The organism is Streptomyces sp. NPDC006691, from assembly GCF_042869955.1.
Lineage (GTDB): Bacteria > Actinomycetota > Actinomycetes > Streptomycetales > Streptomycetaceae > Streptomyces.
Genome location: NZ_JBIAGW010000030.1, coordinates 1 through 21,918 on the forward strand (window position 1 = coordinate 1; position 21,918 = coordinate 21,918).

A 21,918-nucleotide genomic window follows, 5' to 3' on the forward strand; every position below is an offset into this window, starting at 1 on the left:
AATCTGGCGTTGACTTTTGGCACGCTGTTGAGTTCTCAAGGAACGGACGCTTCCTTTGTACTCACCCTCTCGGGCTTTCCTCCGGGCGCTTCCCTTCGGTATTTCGTGTTCCCGACTCTATCAGACTCTTTCGTGTCCGATTTCCTCGGTGCCTTTCAGGTTCTCCCTCTCGGGATTTCCCTTTCCGGCGATTCAAACTCTAGCAAGTCATTTCCGTCTTCCTGACCACCGCTCCGCGAGCATGCGGAACCAGAGATTCAGGTTAGGATCGGGACTTGGTAGGTGCCGCCGACCGTCGAATCACAGTGTCGTGATGGGGTCAGGCAGGAGTACGACAGTACATGCCACCGGGAGTTGAGGCAAATCGTTTCCGGTGTGCACCTAGGTCCGCCAACCAGTACCTGTCGTGCGGAACTAGGACTTCTTATGACTTACCCTTCTGAACAGTACGCCGTCCAGGACAGGTAGTGACGGCGACACTAGAAGCTCCGCCCCTGGGAGGCTCCCCATGACTAGCGTGATGTCCCCACTTGCCGGACGGGCCATCGGGCTCGCGGCAGTGCCCGACCCCGTCTTCTCCGGCGCGATGGTGGGCCCCGGCACCGCTATTGATCCCGTACGTGAGCCGTCGGCGGCCGTGGCGCCTGTTGACGGCGTCGTTGTGTCCCTGCACCCGCACGCGTTCGTCGTCGTCGACGGCGAGGGCCACGGTGTGCTGACGCACCTCGGAATCGACACCGTTCAGCTCAACGGCGAGGGCTTCGAGCTCCTCGTCAACAAGGGCGACACCGTGACGCGCGGCCAGGAGGTCGTGCGCTGGGACCCGGCCGCCGTCGAGGCCGCCGGCAAGTCCCCCATTTGTCCCATCGTGGCGCTCGAAGCCACCACCGACTCCCTCTCCGATGTCGTCGAGAGCGGCGATGTGAAGGCCGGCGACGCGCTGTTCAGCTGGCAGTGACGCCCGCGCCGCTGTGACGGCGCGCTGGACAGACCACAACGGCGGCGGCATCGACCGCCGCGACTATCGGAGACGGGTGAGATGGAGACAACGCTGCGAGGCGTCGGCGTGAGCCACGGTGTGGCGATCGGCGAGGTTCGGCACATGGGCACGGCGGTTCTTGAGCCGCCGGCCAAGCAGATTCCGGCATCGGACCACGGGCGCGAACAGGGGCGTGCCCGCCAGGCCGTGGAAGCTGTGGCCGCCGACCTGATGGCGCGTGGCAATCTGGCCGGCGGTGAGGCGCAGGCCGTGCTTGAGGCCCAGGCGATGATCGCCCAGGACCCGGAGCTCATGTCCGATGTCGACCGGCGCATCGTCGTCGGCAGCACCGCGGAGCGCGCCGTCTACGACGCGTTCTCGCACTACCGCGAACTGCTCGCGGGTGCCGGTGAGTACATGGCCGGACGCGTCGCCGACCTCGACGACGTGCGGAACCGGATCGTGGCACGTCTGCTCGGCGTGCCGATGCCGGGTGTGCCGGACAGCGACGAGCCGTACGTGCTCATCGCCCGGGACCTCGCGCCGGCCGACACCGCGCTGCTGGACCCGGCGCTCGTGCTCGGCTTCGTGACCGAGGAGGGCGGGCCCACCAGCCACAGCGCCATCCTGGCGCGGGCGCTCGGCGTGCCCGCGATCGTGGCCCTGCCCGGCGCCGGTGAGCTGGCCGAGGGCACGCTGGTCGCCGTGGACGGCAGCACCGGTGAGATCTTCGTCGACCCGAGTGCCGAGAAGCAGGCCGAGCTTGAGCGGGCCGCGGCCGAGCGCAAGGCGGCGCTGTCCGCCTCGTCCGGCCCGGGTGCCACCTCGGACGGGCACAAGGTGCCGCTGCTCGCCAACGTCGGCGGTCCCGCCGATGTGCCGGCCGCGGTCGAGGCGGGCGCCGAGGGCGTCGGTCTGTTCCGTACCGAGTTCCTCTTCCTCGACGACTCGGCCAAGGCGCCGTCGGAGGAGAAGCAGGTCGAGGCGTACCGCAAGGTGCTTGAGGCGTTCCCCGAGGGGCGCGTCGTGGTGCGGGTCCTGGACGCGGGCGCCGACAAGCCGCTCGACTTCCTCACCCCCGCCGACGAGCCCAACCCGGCGCTCGGCGTGCGTGGTCTGCGCTCGCTGCTCGACCACCCCGAGGTGCTGCGGACGCAGCTGACCGCGCTGGCCAAGGCCGCCGCGGGTCTGCCCGTCTACCTTGAGGTCATGGCGCCGATGGTGGCCGACCGTACCGACGCCAAGGCGTTCGCCGACGCGTGCCGGGAAGCGGGGCTTCAGGCGAAGTTCGGCGCGATGGTGGAGATCCCCTCCGCCGCGCTGCGCGCTCGCTCGATCCTCCAGGAGGTCGAGTTCCTGTCGCTCGGCACCAATGACCTGGCGCAGTACGCCTTCGCCGCCGACCGTCAGGTGGGCGCGGTGTCGCGACTCCAGGACCCGTGGCAGCCCGCTCTGCTCGACCTGATCTCGTTGTCCGCCGAGGCCGCCAAGGCCGAGGGCAAGAGCTGTGGTGTGTGTGGTGAGGCCGCCTCCGATCCGCTGCTGGCCTGTGTCCTGACCGGGCTCGGTGTCACCAGCCTTTCGATGGGTGCGGCTTCCATTCCTTACGTGCGCGCGACGCTGGCGAAGTACACGCTGGCCCAGTGCGAGCGTGCGGCTTCCGCGGCCCGTGCCGCGGACACCGCCGAGGATGCGCGCAACGCCGCTCAGGCGGTTCTGTCCGGCGAGTGACCGGACGGTCGTGAGACCGGTGTGAGATGTGGGAGGGGCTTCCCGGCGCGAGGCGCACGGGGAGCCCCTTTCGCTTGCCTCTCAGTGGTGGGGATCGGGATGGCCGACGGGGAATCCCGGGCGGTATTCGACGCCGGGTTCGGGGGCGAGGGGTTCTCCGGTCTCGGCGTCGGTGCAGTAGGCGCTGAACACCTCGCCCTCGGTCAGCGGATCGAGATGGCCCTGCCGCAGCCGCCATCCGTGCAGCCGGTCCGGGCTGCCCGGCTCGGTCGTGCGCAGGACGAGGCCGCCGGCGCTGTCCCGGGCGATGCCGGCGGCGAGGACGGTGACGAACTCGGCCGCGTCCGTCTCGTCGAGGCGCACCGGATCGGAGCCGGGGCGCTCCGCGTGGAGGACGGCGATGAGCTGCTCCTCCTGGGCGGGGATGCTGCAGACCAGGTGGTGGTGGCCGGGGCCGGCGGCCTCCAGCAGGTTCAGCAGGAGCTGGGAGGCCCGGTCGAACGCGGATCGGCCGATGTCCTGGCCGCACTCGGCGCAGTCGCCCGCTTCGGCCAGGAGCAGCGTCGCGTACTCCCAAGTCGCTTTGCGGACGGCCTTGTTGATGAGCTGTGGGACCAGGCTGTCGATGGGCTGGCCCGCATAGGCGACGCAGGCGCCGCCCGCTGCCAGTTCGGCGGTGAAACGGGTGCGGCTGTCCGCTGTGTCCGGGTCCAGGCCCCGCGCCGTACAGAACTCGGTGAACTCGTCCGGGTCGAAGAGGGCGACCGTGGTGTGGGCGCCCTGGGCGGAGAGTGAGCGAAGGAGTCCTTCGACCTGACGGAGGTAGCGGCTGTGGTCGTCGAAGACGAAGGAGCGGTATCTCGTCATGGCCGTGAAGTCGCGCGCGTCGGCGATGAGGCCGACGGTGCCCGGCATCTCACGGCGGAGTGTGCGCCGGACGGCCTTGATGTGGTGTGTGTGCGCCATGTTTCCCCCTGAGCACGGTGTCGATCAATGCTCACTCACCGTAACCGAGGCCACTGACAGTGGCGTCCGGGCCGCTGGCGGGCGGACGAGCCGGTGCTGGACCAGGCACGTTCCCGCGATGCCGGCGCCGAAGGCGATCCAGCCGGCCGGCCCCGTCGCGATGGCGGCGGTGACGGCGAGCGGGCCGACGCTGCGCTGGACCGACTGGGCGAGGCCGTGCACTCCGAGGTAGCTGCCCTGCGCCTCAACGGGGGCCAGCGCGATGGAGAGTTCCCAGGAGATGGTGGCGTGGACGATCTCGGCGAGGGTGAAGGCGATGGTCGCGGCCACGAGGAAGACGGCGGCGGGGCCGGCGCCAGGGGTCGCGGAGGCCGCGATGGCCACGCCCGCGACGGCGAAGGCCGCGGAGAGCGGGAACAGCAGCCGTCGGGCCGCCGGGGTGTTGGTGCCGAAGCGCGCGAGGGGCACCTGGAGCCCGACCACCATCACATTGTTGATGACCATGAGGAGCGGGACGAGTCCGTGCGGGGCGTCGGTGGCGTGTACGGCCCAGAGCGGCAGGCCGACCTTGAAGACGGCGTCGTCCAGGAAGAGGACGGTTTCGGTGGCCACGAACGCCAGGTAACGGCGGTCGCGCCACGGGTTGGTGAGGCTCGGACCCGCCGTGGGCTCCCCGGACCTGGCGACCGTCCGCGAGGGCGTCGCGGGTTCGGCGCAGAGCCCGGTGATGAGGGCGGAGCCGAGGAAGGACAGGGCGTTGCCCGCGAGGAGCCATTGGTAGGCCGAGGCCGAGCCGATGGCGATGGCACCGGCGGCCGCGAGGCCACCGGCCGCCCAGCCGGCGTTGGCGACGGTACGGCTCACGGCCTGGTAGCGCACGCGCTCGGGTCCTGCGATGCGGGCCGCGTACAGCTTGGTGAGCACGTTCGCGGAGCGGTCCCCGAAGCTTCCCACGGAGGCGAAGAGCAGGAGCAGCGCGAAGTGGTCGGTGGTCAGCAGGGCGAACGCCGCGGCCGCGCGCACGATTTGGAGGCCGACCAGGACGCGGGTCAGGGGCAGCCGGTCGGCGATGCGGCCGCCGATGGGCGCGCCGGCGATGCCGACGGCTCCGGACGCGGCGACCAGGGTGCCGATCTGGGCGAGGGAGAGCCCCGCCACATAGGTGAAGTACAGGACCGACACGGCTTCCCAGAGGCCGCTTCCGGTCCGGTCGACGAAGGCGACGGAGAGCATCCGGCGGCCGTCGATGCCTCCCGGGATGCGTTCCCACAGTGCGGCCCGTCGGCGGCTCCAGCTCATTGCTCCCCCTTGACCCAACTTATGTATTGATACATACTCACTTACGTGGCAACACAATATTCGATCGCTGGTACGACAGCCAAGGGAATTGCCGCGTCCGTGGAACGCGCGGTCGCCAACGGGGGCCTTGGTCCCGGGGACGCGCTTCCGCCCGTGCGCAGGCTGGCCGATGAGCTGGCGGTGAGTCCCGGCACCGTCGCCACCGCCTACAAGGAGCTGCGGCAGCGCGGTGTGGTGGTCACCCGTGGCCGAGGCGGCACCGTGGTGGCCGCGGCGCCGGCCGTCGCATCGCGCCGGCCGCCCAAAGTGCCCGACGGGCTGCGGGATTTGGCGGGCGGTCATCCCGACGCGGCCTTCCTGCCGGACCTGCCGGCGCTCGTAGCGCCCTCGACCGGGCCGCGCTCGCACCGCTCCACGCCTCGGCTCCCCGAGCTGGAGGAGCGGGTGCGCGCCTGGTTCGCCGGGGACGGAGTGCCGGCCGGGCACGTGACGTTCGCGCACGGCGCGCTCGACTGCGTCGCCCGGCTGCTGACCACCGAGCTGCGGCCGGGGGACGCGGTCGCCATGGAGGATCCCGGCTATCACCATCTGCTCGACCTGCTCCAGGCGATGGGGCTGCGGATCGTGGCGGTCGCCGTGGACGACGAGGGCATGCGGCCCTCGGAGTTGAGGGAGGCGCTGCGGGCCGGTGCGCGCGCTGTGGTGTGCAGCCCCCGGGCGCAGAATCCGTACGGAGGCCGCTTCTCCGCGGCGCGGCGTGACGCCCTGGTCGAGGTGCTGCGGCAGTTTCCCGAGGTGCTGGTCATCGAGAACGACCACGCCGCCGAGATCGCGGGCGCCGACCTCAACTCCCTTACCAGTGGCGGCCTTTCGCGGTGGGCCCAGGTCCGGACCGTGACCAAGTACCTCGGCACCGATCTGCGGTGGGCGGCCGCCGCGTGCGACCCGGTGACGCTGGCACGGCACGACGGACGATTGCTGCTCACCTCCGGCTGGGTGAGCCATCTCTTGCAGGCGGCCGTGCTGAGCCTGATGGACGATCCGTCGGCCCAGCTATTGGTGACGCGAGCGGAGCAGACCTACGGGGAGCGGCGTACGGCGTTCGTCAAGGAGCTCGCCCGGCGCGGGATCCCGGCACACGGGGCGAGCGGGATGAATGTCTGGGTGCCGGTGCGGGACGAGTCGGCGGTGGTCAACGGCCTTCGTACACGCGGCTGGTGGGTGGCGGCCGGGGCTCGGTTCCGCCTGGCCTCGGGCCCGGGCGTACGGATCACGGTGGCAGGTGTGGACGGCTCGGAGGCCGCGCTCCTGGCCTCGGACTTCGCCGATGTCCTGGGCGAGTCCGAGGCCACGTACGGCGGTTGATCCGGGCCACCAGCCACGTACGGCAGTTGATCCGGCCACGAGCCGCGTACGGGATTGGTCAGCCGCGCTTGCGGGCGATGTCCTCGTAGAAGCGCAGCAGCTCCAGGTTGTCGACCGAACCGGGGTTGACGGCCTTGTCCAGGGCGGCGCCCTGGAGGAGGCGCTTGACCGGCACCTCGATGCGCTTGCCCGTCAGGGTGTGCGGGACGCCGGGGGCCTCGATGATCTCGTCGGGGACGTGGCGGGGCGAGAGCTGTTCGCGGATCGCCTGCTTGATCCGCGTTCGCAGTGCCTCGTCCAGGACCGCCCCCTCGGCGAGGTGGACGAACAGCGGCATCCAGTAGCCGCCGTCGGGCTCTTCGAGTCCGATGACGAGGGATTCGCGGACCTCGGGGAGGCGCTCGACGACCTCGTAGATGTCGGCCGAACCCATGCGCACGCCCTGGCGGTTGAGGGTCGAGTCCGAGCGGCCGTGGATGATCACCGAGCCGTGGTCGGTCAGGGTGATCCAGTCGCCGTGCCGCCATACGCCCGGGAACATGTCGAAGTAGCTCTCGCGGTAGCGGCTGCCGTCGGGGTCGTTCCAGAAGCGGATCGGCATGGACGGCATGGGGTTGGTGACGACGAGCTCGCCGACCTGACCGACGACCGGCCGGCCCTGGGCGTCCCAGGCCTGGAGGTCGGTGCCGAGACAGGGCGCCTGGAGTTCACCGATGTGCACGGGCAGGGTCGGTACCGCTCCCGCGAAGCAGGAGCAGACATCCGTGCCGCCGCTGACCGAGGCGATCCACAGGTCCTCGCGCACCTCGTCGTGGAGCCAGCGGAATCCGTCGGGCGGCAGCGGCGAGCCGGTGGTCGCGACGCCCTTGACACGGGACAGGTCGAAGTCGCGCCCCGGGTGCACATCGGCCTTGCGGCAGGCCATCACATAGGCGGCCGAGGTCCCGAACAGGGTGGCGCCGGTGCGCTCCGCCATCCGCCACTGCGCGCCCGTGTCGGGGAAGCCCGGGCTGCCGTCGTACAGGACGACGGTGGTGCCGGTGAGCAGGCCGGAGACGAGGAAGTTCCACATCATCCAGCCGGTGGAGGTGTACCAGAAGAACCGGTCCTCGGGGCCGAGGTCGCAGTGCAGTCCGAGCTGCTTGAAGTGTTCGAGGAGGATGCCGCCCTGGGACTGCACGATCGCCTTGGGCAGGCCGGTGGTGCCGGACGAGTAGAGCACCCACAGGGGATGGTCGAAGGGCACCTGCTCGAAGACGGGCTCCGCGTCGCCCGCGGTGAGGGCGGACCATGCGAGGGTTCCCTCGGGGGCCGGGGTGCCGAGCAGCGGGATGTGTACGACGGCGCGCAGGGTGGGGAGTTCGCGACGCAGTTCCGCGACGACGTCGGTGCGGTCGTGTTCCTTGCCGCCGTAGCGGTAGCCGTCGACCGTGAACAGCACGACCGGCTCGACCTGCTGGAAGCGGTCGAGGACGCTGCGGGCGCCGAAGTCGGGGGCGCAGGACGTCCACACGGCGCCCACGGCGGCCGAGGCGAGGAACGCGACGACGGCCTGCGGCACGTTGGGGAGATAGCCGCTCACCCGGTCTCCGGGGCGCACGCCGAGCGCGCGCAGCTCGGCCGCGAGGGAGCCGACCTGGCGGCGCAGTTCGGACCAGCTGGTCTCGGCCGGCTCGTGGGTCTCGTCGACGTGCACGAGCGCCGGGTCGTCGGCCCGGGCGGGGTCCTCGGCGGTGCGCAGCGCGTGTTCCGCGTAGTTCAGCGTGCCGCCCGGGAACCACTGGGCGCCGGGCATCGTTCGATCGGCAAGGACAGCGGTGTACGGGGAGGAGAAGCGGATGTCGAACCAGTCGGCGACGGCCCGCCAGAAGGTGTCGAGCTCGGCGACGGACCAGCGGTGGAGAGCCGGGTATCCGCCTTCGGCCGGTGCGCCGTAGCGCTCCGCGGCCCAGGCCTGGAAGCGGGTGATCCGCGCGGCGGCGATGCGTTCGGAGTCCGGCTGCCACAGGGGCGCGGGCTGCGGAGCGGGGTTCGCTGCTGAAGTCATGGGTCGGCTCCCGGGCTGTAACGCGTGATGTGCGTGTGTCCCGCGCACACGCGAGGGGTGTGCGCGTGAGGCGGCTGACAGGGACGATGCCATGTGATCGTCTTCCGCACCAGGGTGTGCTCCCCATACTCGACCGCCCGGGTATGTGGCGCCACCACGGGTGAACGGCAGTTGAACGAACCGCCCGCGGGGCCGTCCGGGTGGCAGGGTGAGCTGCATGAACGGCGATGACCTGGTGCGCTCGGTGAAGGCGGTCGGCTCGGTGCGGGGGCTGCGGGCGGTGCGCTCGGCCCTGCGGCGGCGCCGGGCGGACGCGCGGGACCTGCCGGCGCGCGGGCCGGAGCGGGCCCGGGTGCCGGGTGCCGTGATCGCCGCGGAGCCCAGGCCCGGCGGCGGCGTGGTGCGCTTCGCGCGCTCCCGGCTTGAGGTGCGGGTCGCGGCGGGCGGTGCGGTGTTCTGGGGCTGGGACGGTGCGGAGCCCGAGCCGTCGTACGCCGTGGACGGCCGGGTGCCCGAGCCGGATCCGCGGGCCGTTCTGGAGCCGGACAAGGACGGCGGCTGGCGGATCGTCTCGGAGCGGCTCACCGTTGTCATCTCGCGGCACGGCGCGGTGGACGTGTGCACGCCGGGCGGTGTGGTGCTGCGCCGGGAACTGCCGCCGCGCTGGTGGGAGCCCGTCGGCGGCGGGCCCGCCCGCTGGCTGCAGCGGTCCGAAGTGGCCGCCGACGCACGGTTCTTCGGGCTCGGCGGCCGCGCGGGCGGCCCGCGCCTTCGGGACGGTACGTACCGGCTGTGGAACACCGACCCGGGCGGCGGTTTCGGCCCCGTCGACGACCCCCTGTACATCACGATGCCGGTCCAGTTGGTGATCGCGGACGCGGGGTGCCACCTGGCGTTCTACGACAGCACCTGGGACGGCCGGGTGGTGCTGCGCGAGGGCGAGGAGGGCGCCGGGTCCGGCCACGACCGGCCGGGCGGCAGCGAGCTGCGCATGGATGGCGGCCCGCTGCGCTGCTGGGTCGTCGCCGGCACCCCCGCCCGGGTGCTCCAGGGCTGGACTGCGCTGACCGGCGCACCCGCCCTGCCGCCGTCCTGGGCGCTCGGTCCTCAGCACGCCCGCTGGGGCTTCGGCACCGAGCGCGAGGTGCGGCGCGTCGTCGGCGGCTACACCGAGCGCGGCCTGCCGCTGTCGGCGCTGCACCTGGACATCGACCACTACGACGACCACCAGGTCTTCACGGTCGACCGCGCCGCCTTCCCCGATCTGCCCCGGCTCGCCAAGGATCTGGCGCAGGACGGGGTGCGGCTGGTCTCGATCGTCGATCCCGCGGTCCGGGCCGAACCGGGCAGCGCGCTGTACGAGAGCGGGCGCACCGCCGGGGCCTTCGTCCAGGACGCCCGCGGGCGCGAGGTGCGCGGGGAGGTGTGGCCCGGCGAGTGCGCCTATCCGGACTTCACGGCTCCGGCGGCCCGCGCCTGGTGGGGCGGGCAGTACCAGGAGCGGCTCGACCAGGGGTTCGCCGGGGTGTGGCACGACATGAACGAGCCCGTGGCCTTCGCTCCGTTCGGGGATCCGACGCTGCCCAGGTCCGCCCGCCACGAGTTGGACGGCCGGGGCGGCGACCACCGCGAGGCCCACAACGTGTACGGCCTGTGCATGGCCCGCGCCGGCTACGAGGGCCTGCGCCGGCTGCGCCCCGACGAGCGGCCGTTCCTCTTCTCGCGCTCGGGCTGGGCCGGGATGCAGCGCTACGGCGGCACCTGGTCGGGCGATGTGTCGACCGACTGGGCGGGCCTGCGCGCCTCGCTCTCCCTGGTGCTCGGCCTCGGCCTGTGTGGGGTCCCCTACTCGGGGCCCGACGTGGGCGGCTTCACCGGCAGCCCGTCGCCCGAGCTGTATCTGCGCTGGTTCCAACTCGGCGCCTGGCTACCGCTGTTCCGTACGCACGCGGCCAAGTGGGCCGGGCGGCGCGAGCCCTGGGAGTTCGGGCCGAAGGTTCTGGAAGGCGCGCGGGCCGCGCTGGCCGAGCGGCAGCGGCTGCACCCGTACTTCGTGACGCTGGCCCACTTGGCGCGGCTGACCGGCGCCCCCTATGTCCGCCCCCTGTGGTGGGGCGCGCCGGGCGACCGGGCGCTGCGCGACTGCGAGGACTCCTTCCTGCTCGGCGACGCGCTGCTCGTGGCCCCGGTGCTGGAGCGCGGCGCCGACCGGCGGGCGGTGCGGCTGCCGCGCGGGCGCTGGTACGACACGGCGACCGGGGAGGCCCACGACGGGCCCGGGCAGGTGCTCCTGAACGCTCCCCTGTCCCGGATCCCGGTGCTCGCCCGGGCCGGCTCGGTGATCCCGGTGCTGGGCGAGGGCGGCGGCCTGGAGCTGGAGGTGTGGGCGCCGGCCGCGGGGCGTACCGGGGGCGGGCTCGTGGTGCGGGACTCGGGTGACGGCTGGGAGCAGGCGAAGGTGGAGCGCTTCGCGACCCGCGTCGATCACGGCCGGGTCGTGGTGGAGCGGGTCGACGTCGGATCGGGCACCGAGGCCGGCCATCCGGTGCGGGTGCGGGGGGCGGTGCGCTGAGCGGGTGCCCTGGGGGTGCGTTGAGCGGGTGCGGGGCGCGGGGTATCCCGAGGTGCGCTGAGCGGGTGCCCCGCGCAGGACGTACTGATGGTCCGTCAGGCGAGCGGCGTCGGCCCCTGTTCGTACGCCCCCGCGAACCATTTGCGGACAACCTCGGTGTGCAGCGGGAAGGTCAACTCGGCCGGTTCGCGCAGGAGTTCCCAGCCTTCGCTCTCGTCGGTCGGGCGCGAGGGCGGGAGCCGGTCCGCGCGGCGCGGGGGCAGCAGCCCGAACAGGAGGACGTGTTCGGGGGAGCTGAGGGCGTCCGCCAGCCGGACCTCGGCGACGGGCACCTCGATGCCGGTCTCCTCCTTGAGTTCCCGGACGACCGCGTCCTGCCAGCTCTCGCCGAAGTCGATGAACCCGCCGGGCAGGGCCTTTCCGCCGCGCCGGGGCTCGATGGTGCGGGTGATGACGACGAGTCCGGTGCCCCGGGCGTCGGTCACGGGCAGGAGGGCGATGGCGACGGGCAGCGGATTGCGGTAGGCGACGGTCCCGCAGACCGCGCAGGAACGGGGCCAGGCGCCGTTCGGTGCGGAGTACGACGCTCCGCACGCGGCACAGTGGGAGTCCGGCACAGGCTGCTTCGGGATGGCGATCACGCGCGGACTCTAACCGACCACCCTTCCCCGTACCCCAGTTGACCTGATAGAGGGTGTGTACATGACACAACATACCGAAGGGCGAGGCACCCCGTTCCGGCGCAGGGCCTCGCAGGCCTGGCGGACCTCCCGGACCTCCCGGACCTCGCGGACCTCGCGGACCTCCCGGACCTCGCGAACCTCGCGAACCTCGCGAACCTCGCGAACCTCGCGAACCTCGCGAACCTCGCGATTGCTGCGCGGGGCCGCCGCCGGGGCCGCCGCGTTGCTCGCGGTCGCCGCGCCCTCCCCCACCGCGTACGCGGTGCCGGAGCCGAAGGCACCCGAGGAGTTCGTGGCGCTGCGCACCGTCGACCCCTCGATCATCCAGGAGATGCGCTACATCACCCCGCACGACTTCGTGGGTGAGCCGATCGACGGCTACCGGCAGCCGCTGTGCATCCTGACCCGCCCCGCCGCCGAAGCGCTGCACCGCGCACAGCTGAAGCTTCTGCGGCAGGGCTACTCGCTGAAGGTGTACGACTGCTACCGGCCGCAGCGGGCCGTCGACCACTTCGTGCGCTGGGCCAAGGACCTGGCCGACGAGCGGATGAAGGCGGAGTTCTATCCCCGTGTCGACAAGTCGAGACTCTTCGCGGACGGCTACATCGCCGAGAAGTCCGGGCACAGCCGGGGCAGCACCATGGATCTGACGATCGTGAAGCTGCCCGCGCTGCCCACCCGCCCCTATCACCCGGGCCAGCGGCTCGTGCCCTGCTACGCACCCAAGGGCCAGCGGTTTCCCGACAATTCGCTCGACATGGGGACCGGCTTCGACTGTTTCGACACCCTGGCGCACACCAATGACCCGCGCGTCCAGGGCGCGCAGCGGGCCCACCGGCAGTTCCTCAAGAGCGCCCTGGAGGCGCAGGGCTTCGTCAATCTGCCCGAGGAGTGGTGGCACTTCACCTATCAGCCGGAGCCGTTCCCCAGCACCTACTTCGACTTCCCGGTGGCCCGGCGTTCGGTGGCCGGCCACTGAGGACGGGAGTGCGTTCGGGGCGGCCGCTCGTCCCGCTGCCGCCGGCGCCAATGATCACCGAGGCGACTCCGCTTGAGGGGCGAGCGGACGTCCGGGGCCACCCCCGTGGGTCCCGGGCGCCCGCTCTGTCCTTTCGGACGCGAAGGAGCCGTATCCGGTTCTCCGGGGAACGATTAGGTTCGGTCGCATGACCAAGACGACGAGCACGACGACAGGGCGGACGACGGCCAGGACGCCGAACACCACACCGCCGACGTTCGATTCGTACGACGAGTTCTGGCCCTATTACGTGGCGATGCACTCCCGGGCCGCCACCCGCTGGGTCCACCTCGCGGGGACTCTCACCGGACTCGCCCTCAGCGCCTACGGCCTGGCGCGCGGACGCAAGCGGTACGCGCTCGCTCTCCCACTCATCGGGTACGGGACCGCCTGGCCCGCGCACTGGTTCATCGAGAAGAACAACCCGGCCACCTTCGGGCACCCCGCCTGGTCACTGCGCGGGGACCGGCAGATGATCGCGACGATGCTGGCCGGGCGCGACCGCGAGCTCGGCGAGACCGCTGCCAAGTGGCTGGCCGAGAACCGCTGATCCGGGACCCGGACCCGACCGCCCCTCCCCAACTCCGGTTGCCCGTGGCACACTTCTGACGTTCCGTCAGAAGGCAGTGCCGGGAGGGGCCTTGACAGACGCACGCACGCGCACGCCTGTGGTCGCGGGCTGGTTCACGGACGCGCAGGGGCCGGACTTCCGGCTGCTCGGCACCCGGTGCACCGCCTGCTCCTCGGTCTTCTTCCCGCGCGAGGACGCCTCCTGCCGCAACCCCGGCTGCACGGGCGGCGAGCTGGCGGAGGTCCCCCTGTCTCAGCGCGGCAAGGTGTGGTCCTACACCGACGGCCGCTATCGCCCGCCCGCCCCCTATGTGTCGGACCCACAGGTGGAGTGGGAACCCTATGTGCTCGTCGCCGTGGAACTGGCGGCCGAACGGATGGTGGTGCTCGGCCAGGCGGTGCCCGGCGTGAGCGCCGCCGATCTCGCGGTGGGCATGGAGGTCGAGGTGGTGCCAGGGGTCCTCAACGAGGACGCGGACACCACCTGGACCACCTGGCACTGGCGACCCGTGGAGGCGGCGGCATGAGCGGCGACATCGCGGTACTGGGTGCGGGAATGCATCCCTGGGGCAAGTGGGGACGGAGTTTCGTCGAGTACGGGACCGTCGCGGCCCGGGCCGCGCTCACCGACGCCGGGATCGACTGGACCCGCGTGCGGTCGGTGGTCGGCGCGGACACCGTGCGCGGCGGCTACCCCGGCCATGTGGCGGGCGCGACCTTCGCGAAGGCGCTCGGCTGGCAGGGCGCGCGGGTGACCAGCGTGTACGCGGCCTGCGCCTCCGGCGCCCAGGCGATCGGCGCGGCCCGTGCGCAGATCCTGGCCGGGCTCGCGGACGTGGTGCTCGTGGTGGGCGCCGATGCCGCGCCCAAGGGGTTCTTCGCACCGGCCGGGGGCGAACGGCCGGACGATCCGGACTGGCTGCGCTTCCGGGTGCTCGGCGCCACGAACCCGGCCTACTTCGGGCTCTACGCCCGGCGCCGCATGGCCCTGTACGGCGACACGGTCGACGACTTCGCCCAGGTCAAGGTGAAGAACGCGGCGGCCGGCGCGCTCAATCCGAACGCCCGCTACCGCAGGAGCGTCAGCGCCGAGGAGGTCGCAGCCTCCGCGGTGGTGGCCGATCCGCTGCGGCTGCTCGACATCTGCGCCACCTCGGACGGTGCCGCGGCCCTCGTCCTGACCAGCATGGACTTCGCTCGCCGGCACGGCACCAGCGACCCGGTGCGCATCCGCGCGGTCTCCACGGTCACCCCCACCTTCCCCCGCTCGGTGCTCGATCTGCCCGACATCGCGACCGACTCGGCGGCCGCCGTCGAGCCCGCCCCGCACTCCTTCCGCGCCTCGATCGCACGGGCCGCCTACGAGGAGGCGGGCGTCGGGCCCGAGGACGTGTCGCTCGCGGAGGTCTACGACCTGTCCACCGCGCTGGAGCTGGAGTGGTACGAGGACCTCGGCCTGTGCGGGGCCGGTGAGGGGGCCAAACTCCTGCGGGACGGGGAGACGGCGCTCGGGGGCCGGATTCCGGTCAACCCCAGTGGCGGCCTCGCGTCGTTCGGGGAGGCCGTGCCGGCCCAGGCGATCGCCCAGGTCTGCGAACTCACCTGGCAGTTGAGGGGAGCGGCCGGGGACCGTCAGGTGCCCGGGGCCCGGATCGGAATCACGGCGAACCAGGGCCTGTTCGGACACGGCTCGTCGGTCGTGGCGGTGCGCTGAGGGACACGTCCGGCAGCCGCCGCCGAGCACCGCACGTATCCACCCAGCCCACTACCGCTGCATCAACACCCCTTGCTGCGCGCGACCTTGACGACCCATCACGTCCGGTGAACACTTCCCGTTGTCTCTCGGCAGCGCCGCGTCCACCGCCCGAAGCCCCCTCGACCGGCCTTGCCGCCATGGAAACGCGCCGAGCCTAGACAACCAGGGGTAGCCATGACGGACCGGTTCGTTGCCGCGATCGACCAGGGGACCACCTCCAGCCGCTGCATCATCTTCAACCAGGACGGGGCGACCGTCGCGGTCGACCAGCGTGAGCACCGCCAGATCTTTCCCAAGCCGGGCTGGGTGGAGCACGATGCCACCGAGATCTGGTCCAAGGTGCAGGCCGTGGTAGCGGGCGCGCTCGCCCGCGCGGGGCTGCGCGCCGACCAGCTCAGCGCGCTCGGCATCACCAACCAGCGCGAGACGACGCTCCTTTGGGACCGGGCGACCGGCAAGCCCGTGCACAACGCGATCGTGTGGCAGGACACCCGGACCTCCGCGCTCTGTCACCAACTCGGCGGCGAGCACGGCCAGGACCGGTTCCGGGACGCGACCGGGCTGCCGCTCGCCAGCTACTTCTCGGGTCCCAAGGCGGCCTGGCTGCTCGACAACGTGCCGGGCCTTCGCGCTCGCGCCGAGCGGGGCGAGATCGCCTTCGGGACCATCGACTCCTGGCTGATCTGGAACCTGACGGGCGGCACGTCCGGAGGCGTCCACATCACCGACGTCACCAACGCCTCGCGCACGATGCTGATGAACCTGGAGACCCTGGAGTGGGATCCCGAGATCCTCGCGGCGATGAACGTGCCCCGCGCGGTGCTGCCGGAGATCCGGTCCTCGGCGGAGGTGTACGGCACGGCCGTCGGCCCCGTGGCCGGTGTGCCCGTCGCCTCCGCGCTCGGCGACCAGCAGGCAGCGGTCTTCGGACAGGCCTGCTACGAGACGGGCACCGCGAAGAACACCTACGGGACGGGGAGCTTCCTGCTGCTCAACACCGGTACCAGGCCGGTCACTTCCAAGAACGGTCTGATCACGACGGTCGGCTACAAGATAGGCGAGCAGGCGCCGGTCTACTGCCTGGAGGGCTCGATCGCGATCACCGGGGCGCTCGTGCAGTGGTTCCGCGACCAGCTGGGCATCATCCGGCACGCTGACGAGATCGAGGCGCTGGCCGCGAGCGTCGACGACAACGGCGGGGCCTACATCGTGCCCGCCTTCTCCGGGCTCTTCGCGCCCTACTGGCGTTCCGACGCACGCGGGGTCGTGACGGGCCTGACCCGCTACGTCACCAAGGCGCACCTCGCCCGCGCGGTCCTGGAGGCGACGAGCTGGCAGACCCGCGAGGTCGTCGACGCCATGTTCCAGGACTCGGGCGTGCGGATCAGCACCCTGAAGGTGGACGGCGGGATGACCGCCAACCATCTGCTGATGCAGCATCAGGCGGATGTGCTCGGAGTGCCGGTGATCCGCCCCAAGGTGGCGGAGACGACGTGCCTGGGAGCGGCGTACGCGGCCGGGCTCGCCACCGGCGTCTGGTCGGGCCTCGACGAGCTGGGGGCGCACTGGCAGCGCGACGTGGAGTGGTCCCCGCGCATGGCGGAGCCGGTCCGGGAGCGCGAGTACGCCAACTGGCACAAGGCCGTGGAGCGCAGCCTCGGCTGGCACGAGGAGGACGGCCGGTAGCCCGTCCGCCCCGAACGCGCGGCCCGTACCCCGGTCGGCGGGGGTACGGGCCGCGTCGGAATCGGAACGGGACAGCCGTCACGTCACCGCGTGCTGACGGGACTTGGCGGACCTCTCCATGGCGTGCTCGACCACGCCGACCAGGATCTCCTTCACCGACTCGCGCACCCGCGCGTCACACATGCGGAGCGGCACCTCGGGGTCGAGGTCGAGCGCGGCGCGCACCGTGTCGGCCGGGTAACGGGCCGCCTCGTCGAAGCAGTTGACGGCGACGGTGAACGGGATGCCGCGCCGCTCGAAGTAGTCGATGGCGGCGAAGCAGTCCTCCAGGCGGCGGGTGTCGGCGAGGACGACCGCGCCGAGCGCGCCCTGCGCCAGCTCGTCCCACAGGAACCAGAACCGGTCCTGGCCGGGTGTGCCGAAGAGGTAGAGCACCAGGTCCTCGCGGAGCGTGATGCGCCCGAAGTCCATGGCCACCGTGGTGGTGCTCTTGCCCTCCACCCCCACCAGGTCGTCGACCGGGCGGCCCGCCTCGCTGAGGCGCTCCTCGGTGCGCAGGGGGCGGATCTCGCTCACCGACCCGACCAGGGTGGTCTTGCCGACGCCGAAGCCGCCGGCGACGAGGATCTTGAGCGTCACCGGATCGACGTGCCGCTTCCTGCGGCTAGAGCGCCCGAAGGCCATTGATCACCTCGCGGAGAAGGGACTCGTCCGGCAGCTCGGCCGGCGGAACGGGTCGGGTTACGTGCACCAGGGCGTCGGCGACAAGATCGCCGACCAGAACCCGGACCACCCCGACGGGGAGGTCGAGTCCGGCCGCGAGCTCGGCGATCGACTGCGGGGAGTCCACGCAGCGTTCGACGATCTCCACGTGCTCAGGTGAGAGCGTCTGGTCGCGGCCGGGGTCGTCGGCGGCGGGTTCCGGGACGACCACGGCGATCAGGTCGAGGCGGTGCTGGCCGGCGCTGGTGGTGCGCCCGCGCGTCATCGCGTACGGCCGCACCACCGGCCCCGCGTCGTCGTCGAACCAGTGGTCCGGCCGCCCCGGAACGGTCGCTTCCGAGGGGGCCCGCAGCTGGTCCTGGGTCCGCTGGTCTGCCTCACTCATCCGGTCCCCCGCTCATGGCGTCCCCCGCTCACCCTCCGGTGCGCAGGCCGGTCCGTGGTGCGGTGGTCAGGTGGACGCCCACCCGCTTGACCATCAGGGTCATCTCGTAGGCGACCTGGCCGACGTCGGAGTCGGCGTCCGACAGGACGGCCAGACAGCTGCCGTCGCCGGCGGCCGTCACGAAGAGGAAGGCGTCGTCGAGTTCGACGACGGTCTGACGGACCCGGCCCGCGTCGAAGTGGCGGCCGACACCCTTGGCGAGGCTGTGGAAGCCGGAGGCGACCGCGGCCAGGTGCTCGCCGTCCTCACGGGTCAGATCGCGCGAGGTTCCGGTCGCCAGACCGTCGCTGGAGAGCACCAGGGCCTTGCGGATCGAGCCGACGCGGTCGACCAACTCGTCGAGGAGCCAGTTCAGTTCGCCGGAACCGCTCCCGGTGGTGTTGCGTGCTGCGGCTGAGTCCTGTGGCGCGGTCATCGACCGTCCCCCTCCGGTGTGGTTCGTCGTGCGGTGTCGCTCCGGTCCTGCGCGAACGGTCCATCCGCGGTGTCCGATGCTTCGTTGTGCCTGCGGCCGCGCTGCCAGCCGCGCTGGAGCGAGGCCATCCGGTCGCGCACCTCGTCGGCGTCGCGCTCCGGCTCGGGCCCGTCGTCGGGCCCGGCCGCGGCGCGTTGGCTCTCGGGGGCGTCCTTGAGCTGCGGCGCGAGGCTGGCCTGACGGACCCGGCGGGGCAGTCCGCCGAGCGGGGCGGTGGCGTCCGGCTGGGGTTCGGGAAGGCTGCCCCACGAGGGCGCGGAGCTGGGCGCGCCCGGCAGGTCGGCCGGATTGGCCGGGCCCGCCGGAGTGCGCTCGCCCAGGCCGCCGGGCCTGACCGGCGTCAGACCCGAGGGCTGCGAAGCGGGCCGCAGGGAATGTGGGGCGGGGGGCTCGGCCAGGGGTGCGGAGGGGCGCGACGGCTGGGGCGGGCGGCGCTCGGGCAGCCGGCCTTCACCGCCGTGGCCCTCCCGGGCTTCCGGGTCGGGTCCTGGCGCCGGATGCCCGCGTCCGTGGCCGTCGACGCGGCGGCCGTTGTCGCTGACCAGGGTCGGTACCCGGTGGCGGCGCGGCAGCGGCAGCGCTCCCTGGTCCTCGCCCTCGTCCGCGGCCTGCTGGTGCTGCTGACGGTCGTCGGCCGACTCCGCCGCACGGCGGGCCGAGCGCAGCAGGCCGCCGCGCCCCGGCTCCCTCGTCTCGCGCCCCACGGGGGCCTCGAACACGGAGGGCTCGTCCAGGCCCAACGGGTCGAGCGGGGGCTCCAGTTCGACGGGTCCGTCCAGGACCGACTGGCCGGGGATCCCGACCGGCATGGGCGAGAGGGCCCGGCGGGGCGTGTCCTGCGCACCCCTGCCGTCACCCTTGGTCCCCTTGCGGTCCAGGCGCAGGTCGCTGCCCTCGGTCTCGGGTGCGTCGGTGAGCAGCGTCGCCGGGATGAACACGACGGCGGTGGTTCCTCCGTACGGCGACGGCTGGAGCGAGACCCGGACGTTCTGACGCTGGGCGAGACGGCTGACGACGAACAGGCCGAGCCGGTCGGTGTCGGACAGCTCGAACTCGGGGGTCTCGGCGAGCCGCAGGTTCGCGTCCAGCAGGGCCTCGGGAGCCATGCCGAGACCGCGGTCGTGGATCTCCAGGGTGAAGCCGTTGGCGACGCGTTCGCCGTGCACCTGGACGGCGGTGTGCGGGGGCGAGAACACCGTGGCGTTTTCGAGGAGTTCGGCGATGAGGTGCGTGAGGTCGGCGACGGCCGGACCGCCGACGCCGAGCCGGGGCAGCCTGCGCACCTCGATGCGTTCGTAGTCCTCGACCTCGGCTACCGCGGCCCGTACGACGTCCATGAGCTGGACGGGCCTGCGCCACTGCCGGGAGGGGGCGGCGCCCGAGAGGATCACCAGGCCCTCGGCGTGCCGGCGCATACGAGTGGTGAGGTGGTCGAGGCGGAAGAGGTCCGCGAGTTCGTCGGTGTCCTCGGTGCGCCGCTCCATGGTGTCCAGGAGCGTCAACTGACGGTGCAGGAGTACCTGGTTGCGGCGGGCGAGGTTGACGAAGACCTCGGAGACGCCGCGGCGCATGTCGGCCTGTTTGACGGCGGCCTCGACGGCGGCGCGCTGAAGGGTGTTGAGGGCCTGGCCGACCTGGCCGACCTCGTCGCGTTCGTAGTCCAGGCGGGGCGCCTCGGTCTCCACGTCGACCTGTTCGCCGGCGGCGAGGCGGCGCATCACGCTGGGCAGGCGGACACCGGAGACCTCGTGGGCCTCCTTGCGGAGCCGGGTGAGGTCGCGGACCAGCTCGCGGCCGATGCGCACGGACATGAACAGGGAGACCAGGAGGGCGAGGAGGCCCAGCACGCCGGCGAGGCCCGCCTTGATCAGCACGCTGAAAGCGACCGGTTCGACCCGGTCCTGGTACCGGTTGCCGGCCTCGGTGCCCAGTTGGGCGAGGCGGTCGAGCACCGGCGTCGCGGCCTGCTGCCAGCGGGTGGCGTCGATGTGCCGGGGGTCCTTGGCGGGCCCGGCGTCGATGATGGCGGCCTCGGCGGTGCGCAGCGCCTCGGTGTCGGGGCCGCGCCAGTACTGCTCGAAGACATCGCGTTCGGAGCTGGGCAGGATCTCCAGATTGGTGTCGTAGAGCAGCTGCCGATTGGCCACCAGGTCGGATATGCGGCGCAGTTCGGGGGCGGTGGTCTTCGGGGTGATCAGGGAGGAGGCGACGAGAGCGTCCTCACGGGAGAGCATCTCGCGGGCCCGGGTGATGCCGACCAGGGCCCGGCCCTGCTTGTCCATCTCCACGTTCTCCAGGGCATGGAGGTTCACGAGGAAGCTGTAGCAGGGGTCGATGAGGCGGTTGTAGAAGTCCAGCGCCTGGGTCCGGTCGACGGTGCCCTGCTCGATGGAGCTGCGCAGCCCGGCGAGCGAGTCGAAGCCGTCGAGCACGGCCTTGAGGCGGTCCCTGGCCACAGGCTGGAGGTCGCTGCGGACATCGGAGTCGCGGCCCGCCGCACGGATGGCGGCCACCGCGGTGTCGGTGGCGGCGCGGCGGCTGCGCAGCGAGGTGAGGGCGTCGGCGGGGCGTTCGTCGGCCAGGTAGACGAGGGTCTGGCGACGCTCCTGCTGGATGACACGGACCGTGTCCTCGATGGGGTAGCCGACCTTCTTGACGATGTTCGCCACGTTCATCAGCTCGTTGGCCTGTCGGCCGGTGAGATAGGTGGAGAATCCCCACAGCGCGGTGAGGGAGACGAGCGGCACCAGCAACAACGCCACGATCTTCCTGCGGATGGACTTCCCGCGAAAGCGCATGGCCTCCCCCAGATCAACCGTCAACAAACGGCGTGAGCCTACTACTGACACAGAGACAACTCGAAGGCACGTCCGGACGATTTTCGGCCGCCCTGAACAGCGGTGATCATGCGTTGTCCTGGCATTCCAGGAGATGGCAACCCCCTTCGAGACCGGGGGCACCTGTCATGGCGGCTTTTCGACCCTGGGGGCAGATGGCTGGAACTCTTCGTTCCGGGCAAATCCCGGGAATCTTCCGGGAGTTCCGTTCGTCTGTCTGTACGGGTGGTGCGGAACGGCCGGGGTACGCGTTGCGGGAGCGAGGCGTCGGGGCCCCGCGGGTGGGGAGGAATGAAGGCATGAGCGTTGAGCAGCGGCCGTTGTGGGTGGAGGAGCCTGCGGTGCGAACGCGCCTGCCGGATCCGGTGCGTACCGCGGCCGTGCGCGCGGTCATCATCGTCGCGGCGACGCTGATGCAGGCGATGGTCGCCTTCCTGAGCGCGCTCGCAGGTTCGTGGCTTGCCTTTCCGATGGTGCTGAGCAGCGTCGGCAGTACGGTCCTGGCCACCTGGGGGGTGCTCGACGTCTGGATCACCCGCCAGGTGTGGAACCAGCGCAACGGCGTGGTGTCGATACCGAGCAGCACGGCGCGCAAGCTGCGCAAGGAGCGGCGCCGGGCCCGGCGGGCCGCCCGGGCCGGCGAGCGCGGCGCCCGAATACGGTCGGCGGACGGCTCGGGGCAGCGGCTGTCACGCGCCTGAGCCCGGTCCGCCGGGACCGGGCTCAGACTCAGACTCAGGCGCGGATGCAGAGTCCGCGTTCCGGA

General features: G+C 71.8%; 19 protein-coding genes. 11 read left to right on the forward strand and 8 right to left on the reverse strand.

Translation table 11 applies throughout. From position 1 onward, the window contains the following. The 3 genes from ACFYNP_RS35655 to ptsP form a co-directional block, all read left to right on the forward strand. A partial coding sequence (locus tag ACFYNP_RS35655; RefSeq protein WP_388791363.1) for a hypothetical protein occupies positions 1–225 on the forward strand: 225 nt, incomplete at its 5' end. 283 nt (positions 226–508) lie between these two features. Beyond that, positions 509–958, forward strand: a complete 450-nt coding sequence (locus ACFYNP_RS35660) for a PTS glucose transporter subunit IIA (protein WP_388420396.1) — start codon at positions 509–511, stop codon at positions 956–958. Between the two features lie 81 nt (positions 959–1,039). Continuing rightward, positions 1,040–2,710 (forward strand): phosphoenolpyruvate--protein phosphotransferase, encoded by a 1,671-nt coding sequence (gene ptsP / locus ACFYNP_RS35665; RefSeq protein ID WP_388791364.1) that lies wholly within the window; start codon positions 1,040–1,042, stop codon positions 2,708–2,710. A gap of 81 nt (positions 2,711–2,791) precedes the next feature. On the opposite strand, the gene ACFYNP_RS35670 is transcribed toward ptsP, so the two are convergent. Together ACFYNP_RS35670 and ACFYNP_RS35675 are read right to left on the reverse strand one after the other, a co-directional pair. Then, the gene (locus tag ACFYNP_RS35670) at positions 2,792–3,676 is read right to left on the reverse strand and encodes a hypothetical protein (RefSeq protein WP_388791365.1); all 885 of its coding nucleotides are present in this window, start codon (positions 3,674–3,676) and stop codon (positions 2,792–2,794) included. A gap of 24 nt (positions 3,677–3,700) precedes the next feature. Further along, entirely contained in the window at positions 3,701–4,975 is a 1,275-nt protein-coding gene (locus tag ACFYNP_RS35675) for an MFS transporter (RefSeq protein ID WP_388791366.1), read from the reverse strand. Between the two features lie 45 nt (positions 4,976–5,020). On the opposite strand from ACFYNP_RS35675, the gene ACFYNP_RS35680 reads away from it, so the two are divergent. Continuing rightward, positions 5,021–6,340, forward strand: a complete 1,320-nt coding sequence (locus ACFYNP_RS35680) for an aminotransferase class I/II-fold pyridoxal phosphate-dependent enzyme (protein WP_388791367.1) — start codon at positions 5,021–5,023, stop codon at positions 6,338–6,340. Between the two features lie 58 nt (positions 6,341–6,398). Here ACFYNP_RS35680 and ACFYNP_RS35685 read toward each other — a convergent pair whose 3' ends face one another. After that, complete coding sequence (locus ACFYNP_RS35685; RefSeq protein ID WP_388791368.1) at positions 6,399–8,387, reverse strand: acetoacetate--CoA ligase; 1,989 nt, start codon at positions 8,385–8,387, stop codon at positions 6,399–6,401. A gap of 217 nt (positions 8,388–8,604) precedes the next feature. Between ACFYNP_RS35685 and ACFYNP_RS35690 the strand changes: the two genes are divergently transcribed. After that, on the forward strand, positions 8,605–10,959 hold the full coding sequence (locus ACFYNP_RS35690; RefSeq protein WP_388791369.1) for a glycoside hydrolase family 31 protein: 2,355 nt from the start codon (positions 8,605–8,607) through the stop codon (positions 10,957–10,959). A 95-nt stretch (positions 10,960–11,054) separates the two neighbouring features. Here the strand turns inward: ACFYNP_RS35690 and ACFYNP_RS35695 are convergent, their stop codons facing one another. Next, on the reverse strand, positions 11,055–11,591 hold the full coding sequence (locus ACFYNP_RS35695; protein WP_388791412.1) for an NUDIX domain-containing protein: 537 nt from the start codon (positions 11,589–11,591) through the stop codon (positions 11,055–11,057). A 241-nt stretch (positions 11,592–11,832) separates the two neighbouring features. Here ACFYNP_RS35695 and ACFYNP_RS35700 point away from each other — a divergent pair, with 241 nt between their 5' ends. The 5 genes from ACFYNP_RS35700 (at position 11,833) to glpK (ending at position 16,672) form a co-directional block, all read left to right on the forward strand. Further along, positions 11,833–12,621: a M15 family metallopeptidase gene (locus ACFYNP_RS35700; RefSeq protein ID WP_388791370.1), complete on the forward strand. Its 789-nt coding sequence runs from the start codon at positions 11,833–11,835 to the stop codon at positions 12,619–12,621. A 187-nt stretch (positions 12,622–12,808) separates the two neighbouring features. Beyond that, positions 12,809–13,210: an Mpo1-like protein gene (locus ACFYNP_RS35705; RefSeq protein ID WP_388791372.1), complete on the forward strand. Its 402-nt coding sequence runs from the start codon at positions 12,809–12,811 to the stop codon at positions 13,208–13,210. Between the two features lie 118 nt (positions 13,211–13,328). Further along, positions 13,329–13,757, forward strand: a complete 429-nt coding sequence (locus tag ACFYNP_RS35710; protein ID WP_388791414.1) for a Zn-ribbon domain-containing OB-fold protein — start codon at positions 13,329–13,331, stop codon at positions 13,755–13,757. Next, positions 13,754–14,944: a lipid-transfer protein gene (locus ACFYNP_RS35715; RefSeq protein ID WP_388791374.1), complete on the forward strand. Its 1,191-nt coding sequence runs from the start codon at positions 13,754–13,756 to the stop codon at positions 14,942–14,944. The genes ACFYNP_RS35710 and ACFYNP_RS35715 overlap by 4 nt, the downstream gene beginning before the upstream one ends. A gap of 216 nt (positions 14,945–15,160) precedes the next feature. Then, positions 15,161–16,672, forward strand: coding sequence for a glycerol kinase GlpK (gene glpK, locus ACFYNP_RS35720; RefSeq protein WP_388791376.1), 1,512 nt, complete (start codon positions 15,161–15,163; stop codon positions 16,670–16,672). Between the two features lie 78 nt (positions 16,673–16,750). Here the strand turns inward: glpK and ACFYNP_RS35725 are convergent, their stop codons facing one another. From ACFYNP_RS35725 to ACFYNP_RS35740, 4 genes are read right to left on the reverse strand one after another with little or no spacing between them, the layout of a single operon-like run. Continuing rightward, entirely contained in the window at positions 16,751–17,356 is a 606-nt protein-coding gene (locus tag ACFYNP_RS35725) for an ATP/GTP-binding protein (RefSeq protein ID WP_388420408.1), read from the reverse strand. Beyond that, positions 17,337–17,780 carry a DUF742 domain-containing protein gene (locus ACFYNP_RS35730; RefSeq protein WP_388420409.1) on the reverse strand — a complete coding sequence of 148 codons (444 nt, stop codon included), beginning with the start codon at positions 17,778–17,780 and terminating at the stop codon, positions 17,337–17,339. The genes ACFYNP_RS35725 and ACFYNP_RS35730 overlap by 20 nt, the downstream gene beginning before the upstream one ends. Positions 17,781–17,808: 28 nt before the next feature. Further along, positions 17,809–18,255 (reverse strand): roadblock/LC7 domain-containing protein, encoded by a 447-nt coding sequence (locus tag ACFYNP_RS35735; RefSeq protein WP_388420410.1) that lies wholly within the window; start codon positions 18,253–18,255, stop codon positions 17,809–17,811. Continuing rightward, complete coding sequence (locus tag ACFYNP_RS35740) at positions 18,252–21,113, reverse strand: nitrate- and nitrite sensing domain-containing protein (RefSeq protein WP_388791378.1); 2,862 nt, start codon at positions 21,111–21,113, stop codon at positions 18,252–18,254. Before ACFYNP_RS35740 ends, ACFYNP_RS35735 begins: the two co-directional genes overlap by 4 nt. Positions 21,114–21,280: 167 nt before the next feature. Here ACFYNP_RS35740 and ACFYNP_RS35745 point away from each other — a divergent pair, with 167 nt between their 5' ends. Further along, positions 21,281–21,853 carry a hypothetical protein gene (locus tag ACFYNP_RS35745; protein ID WP_388791380.1) on the forward strand — a complete coding sequence of 191 codons (573 nt, stop codon included), beginning with the start codon at positions 21,281–21,283 and terminating at the stop codon, positions 21,851–21,853. Positions 21,854–21,918 lie beyond the last annotated feature (65 nt).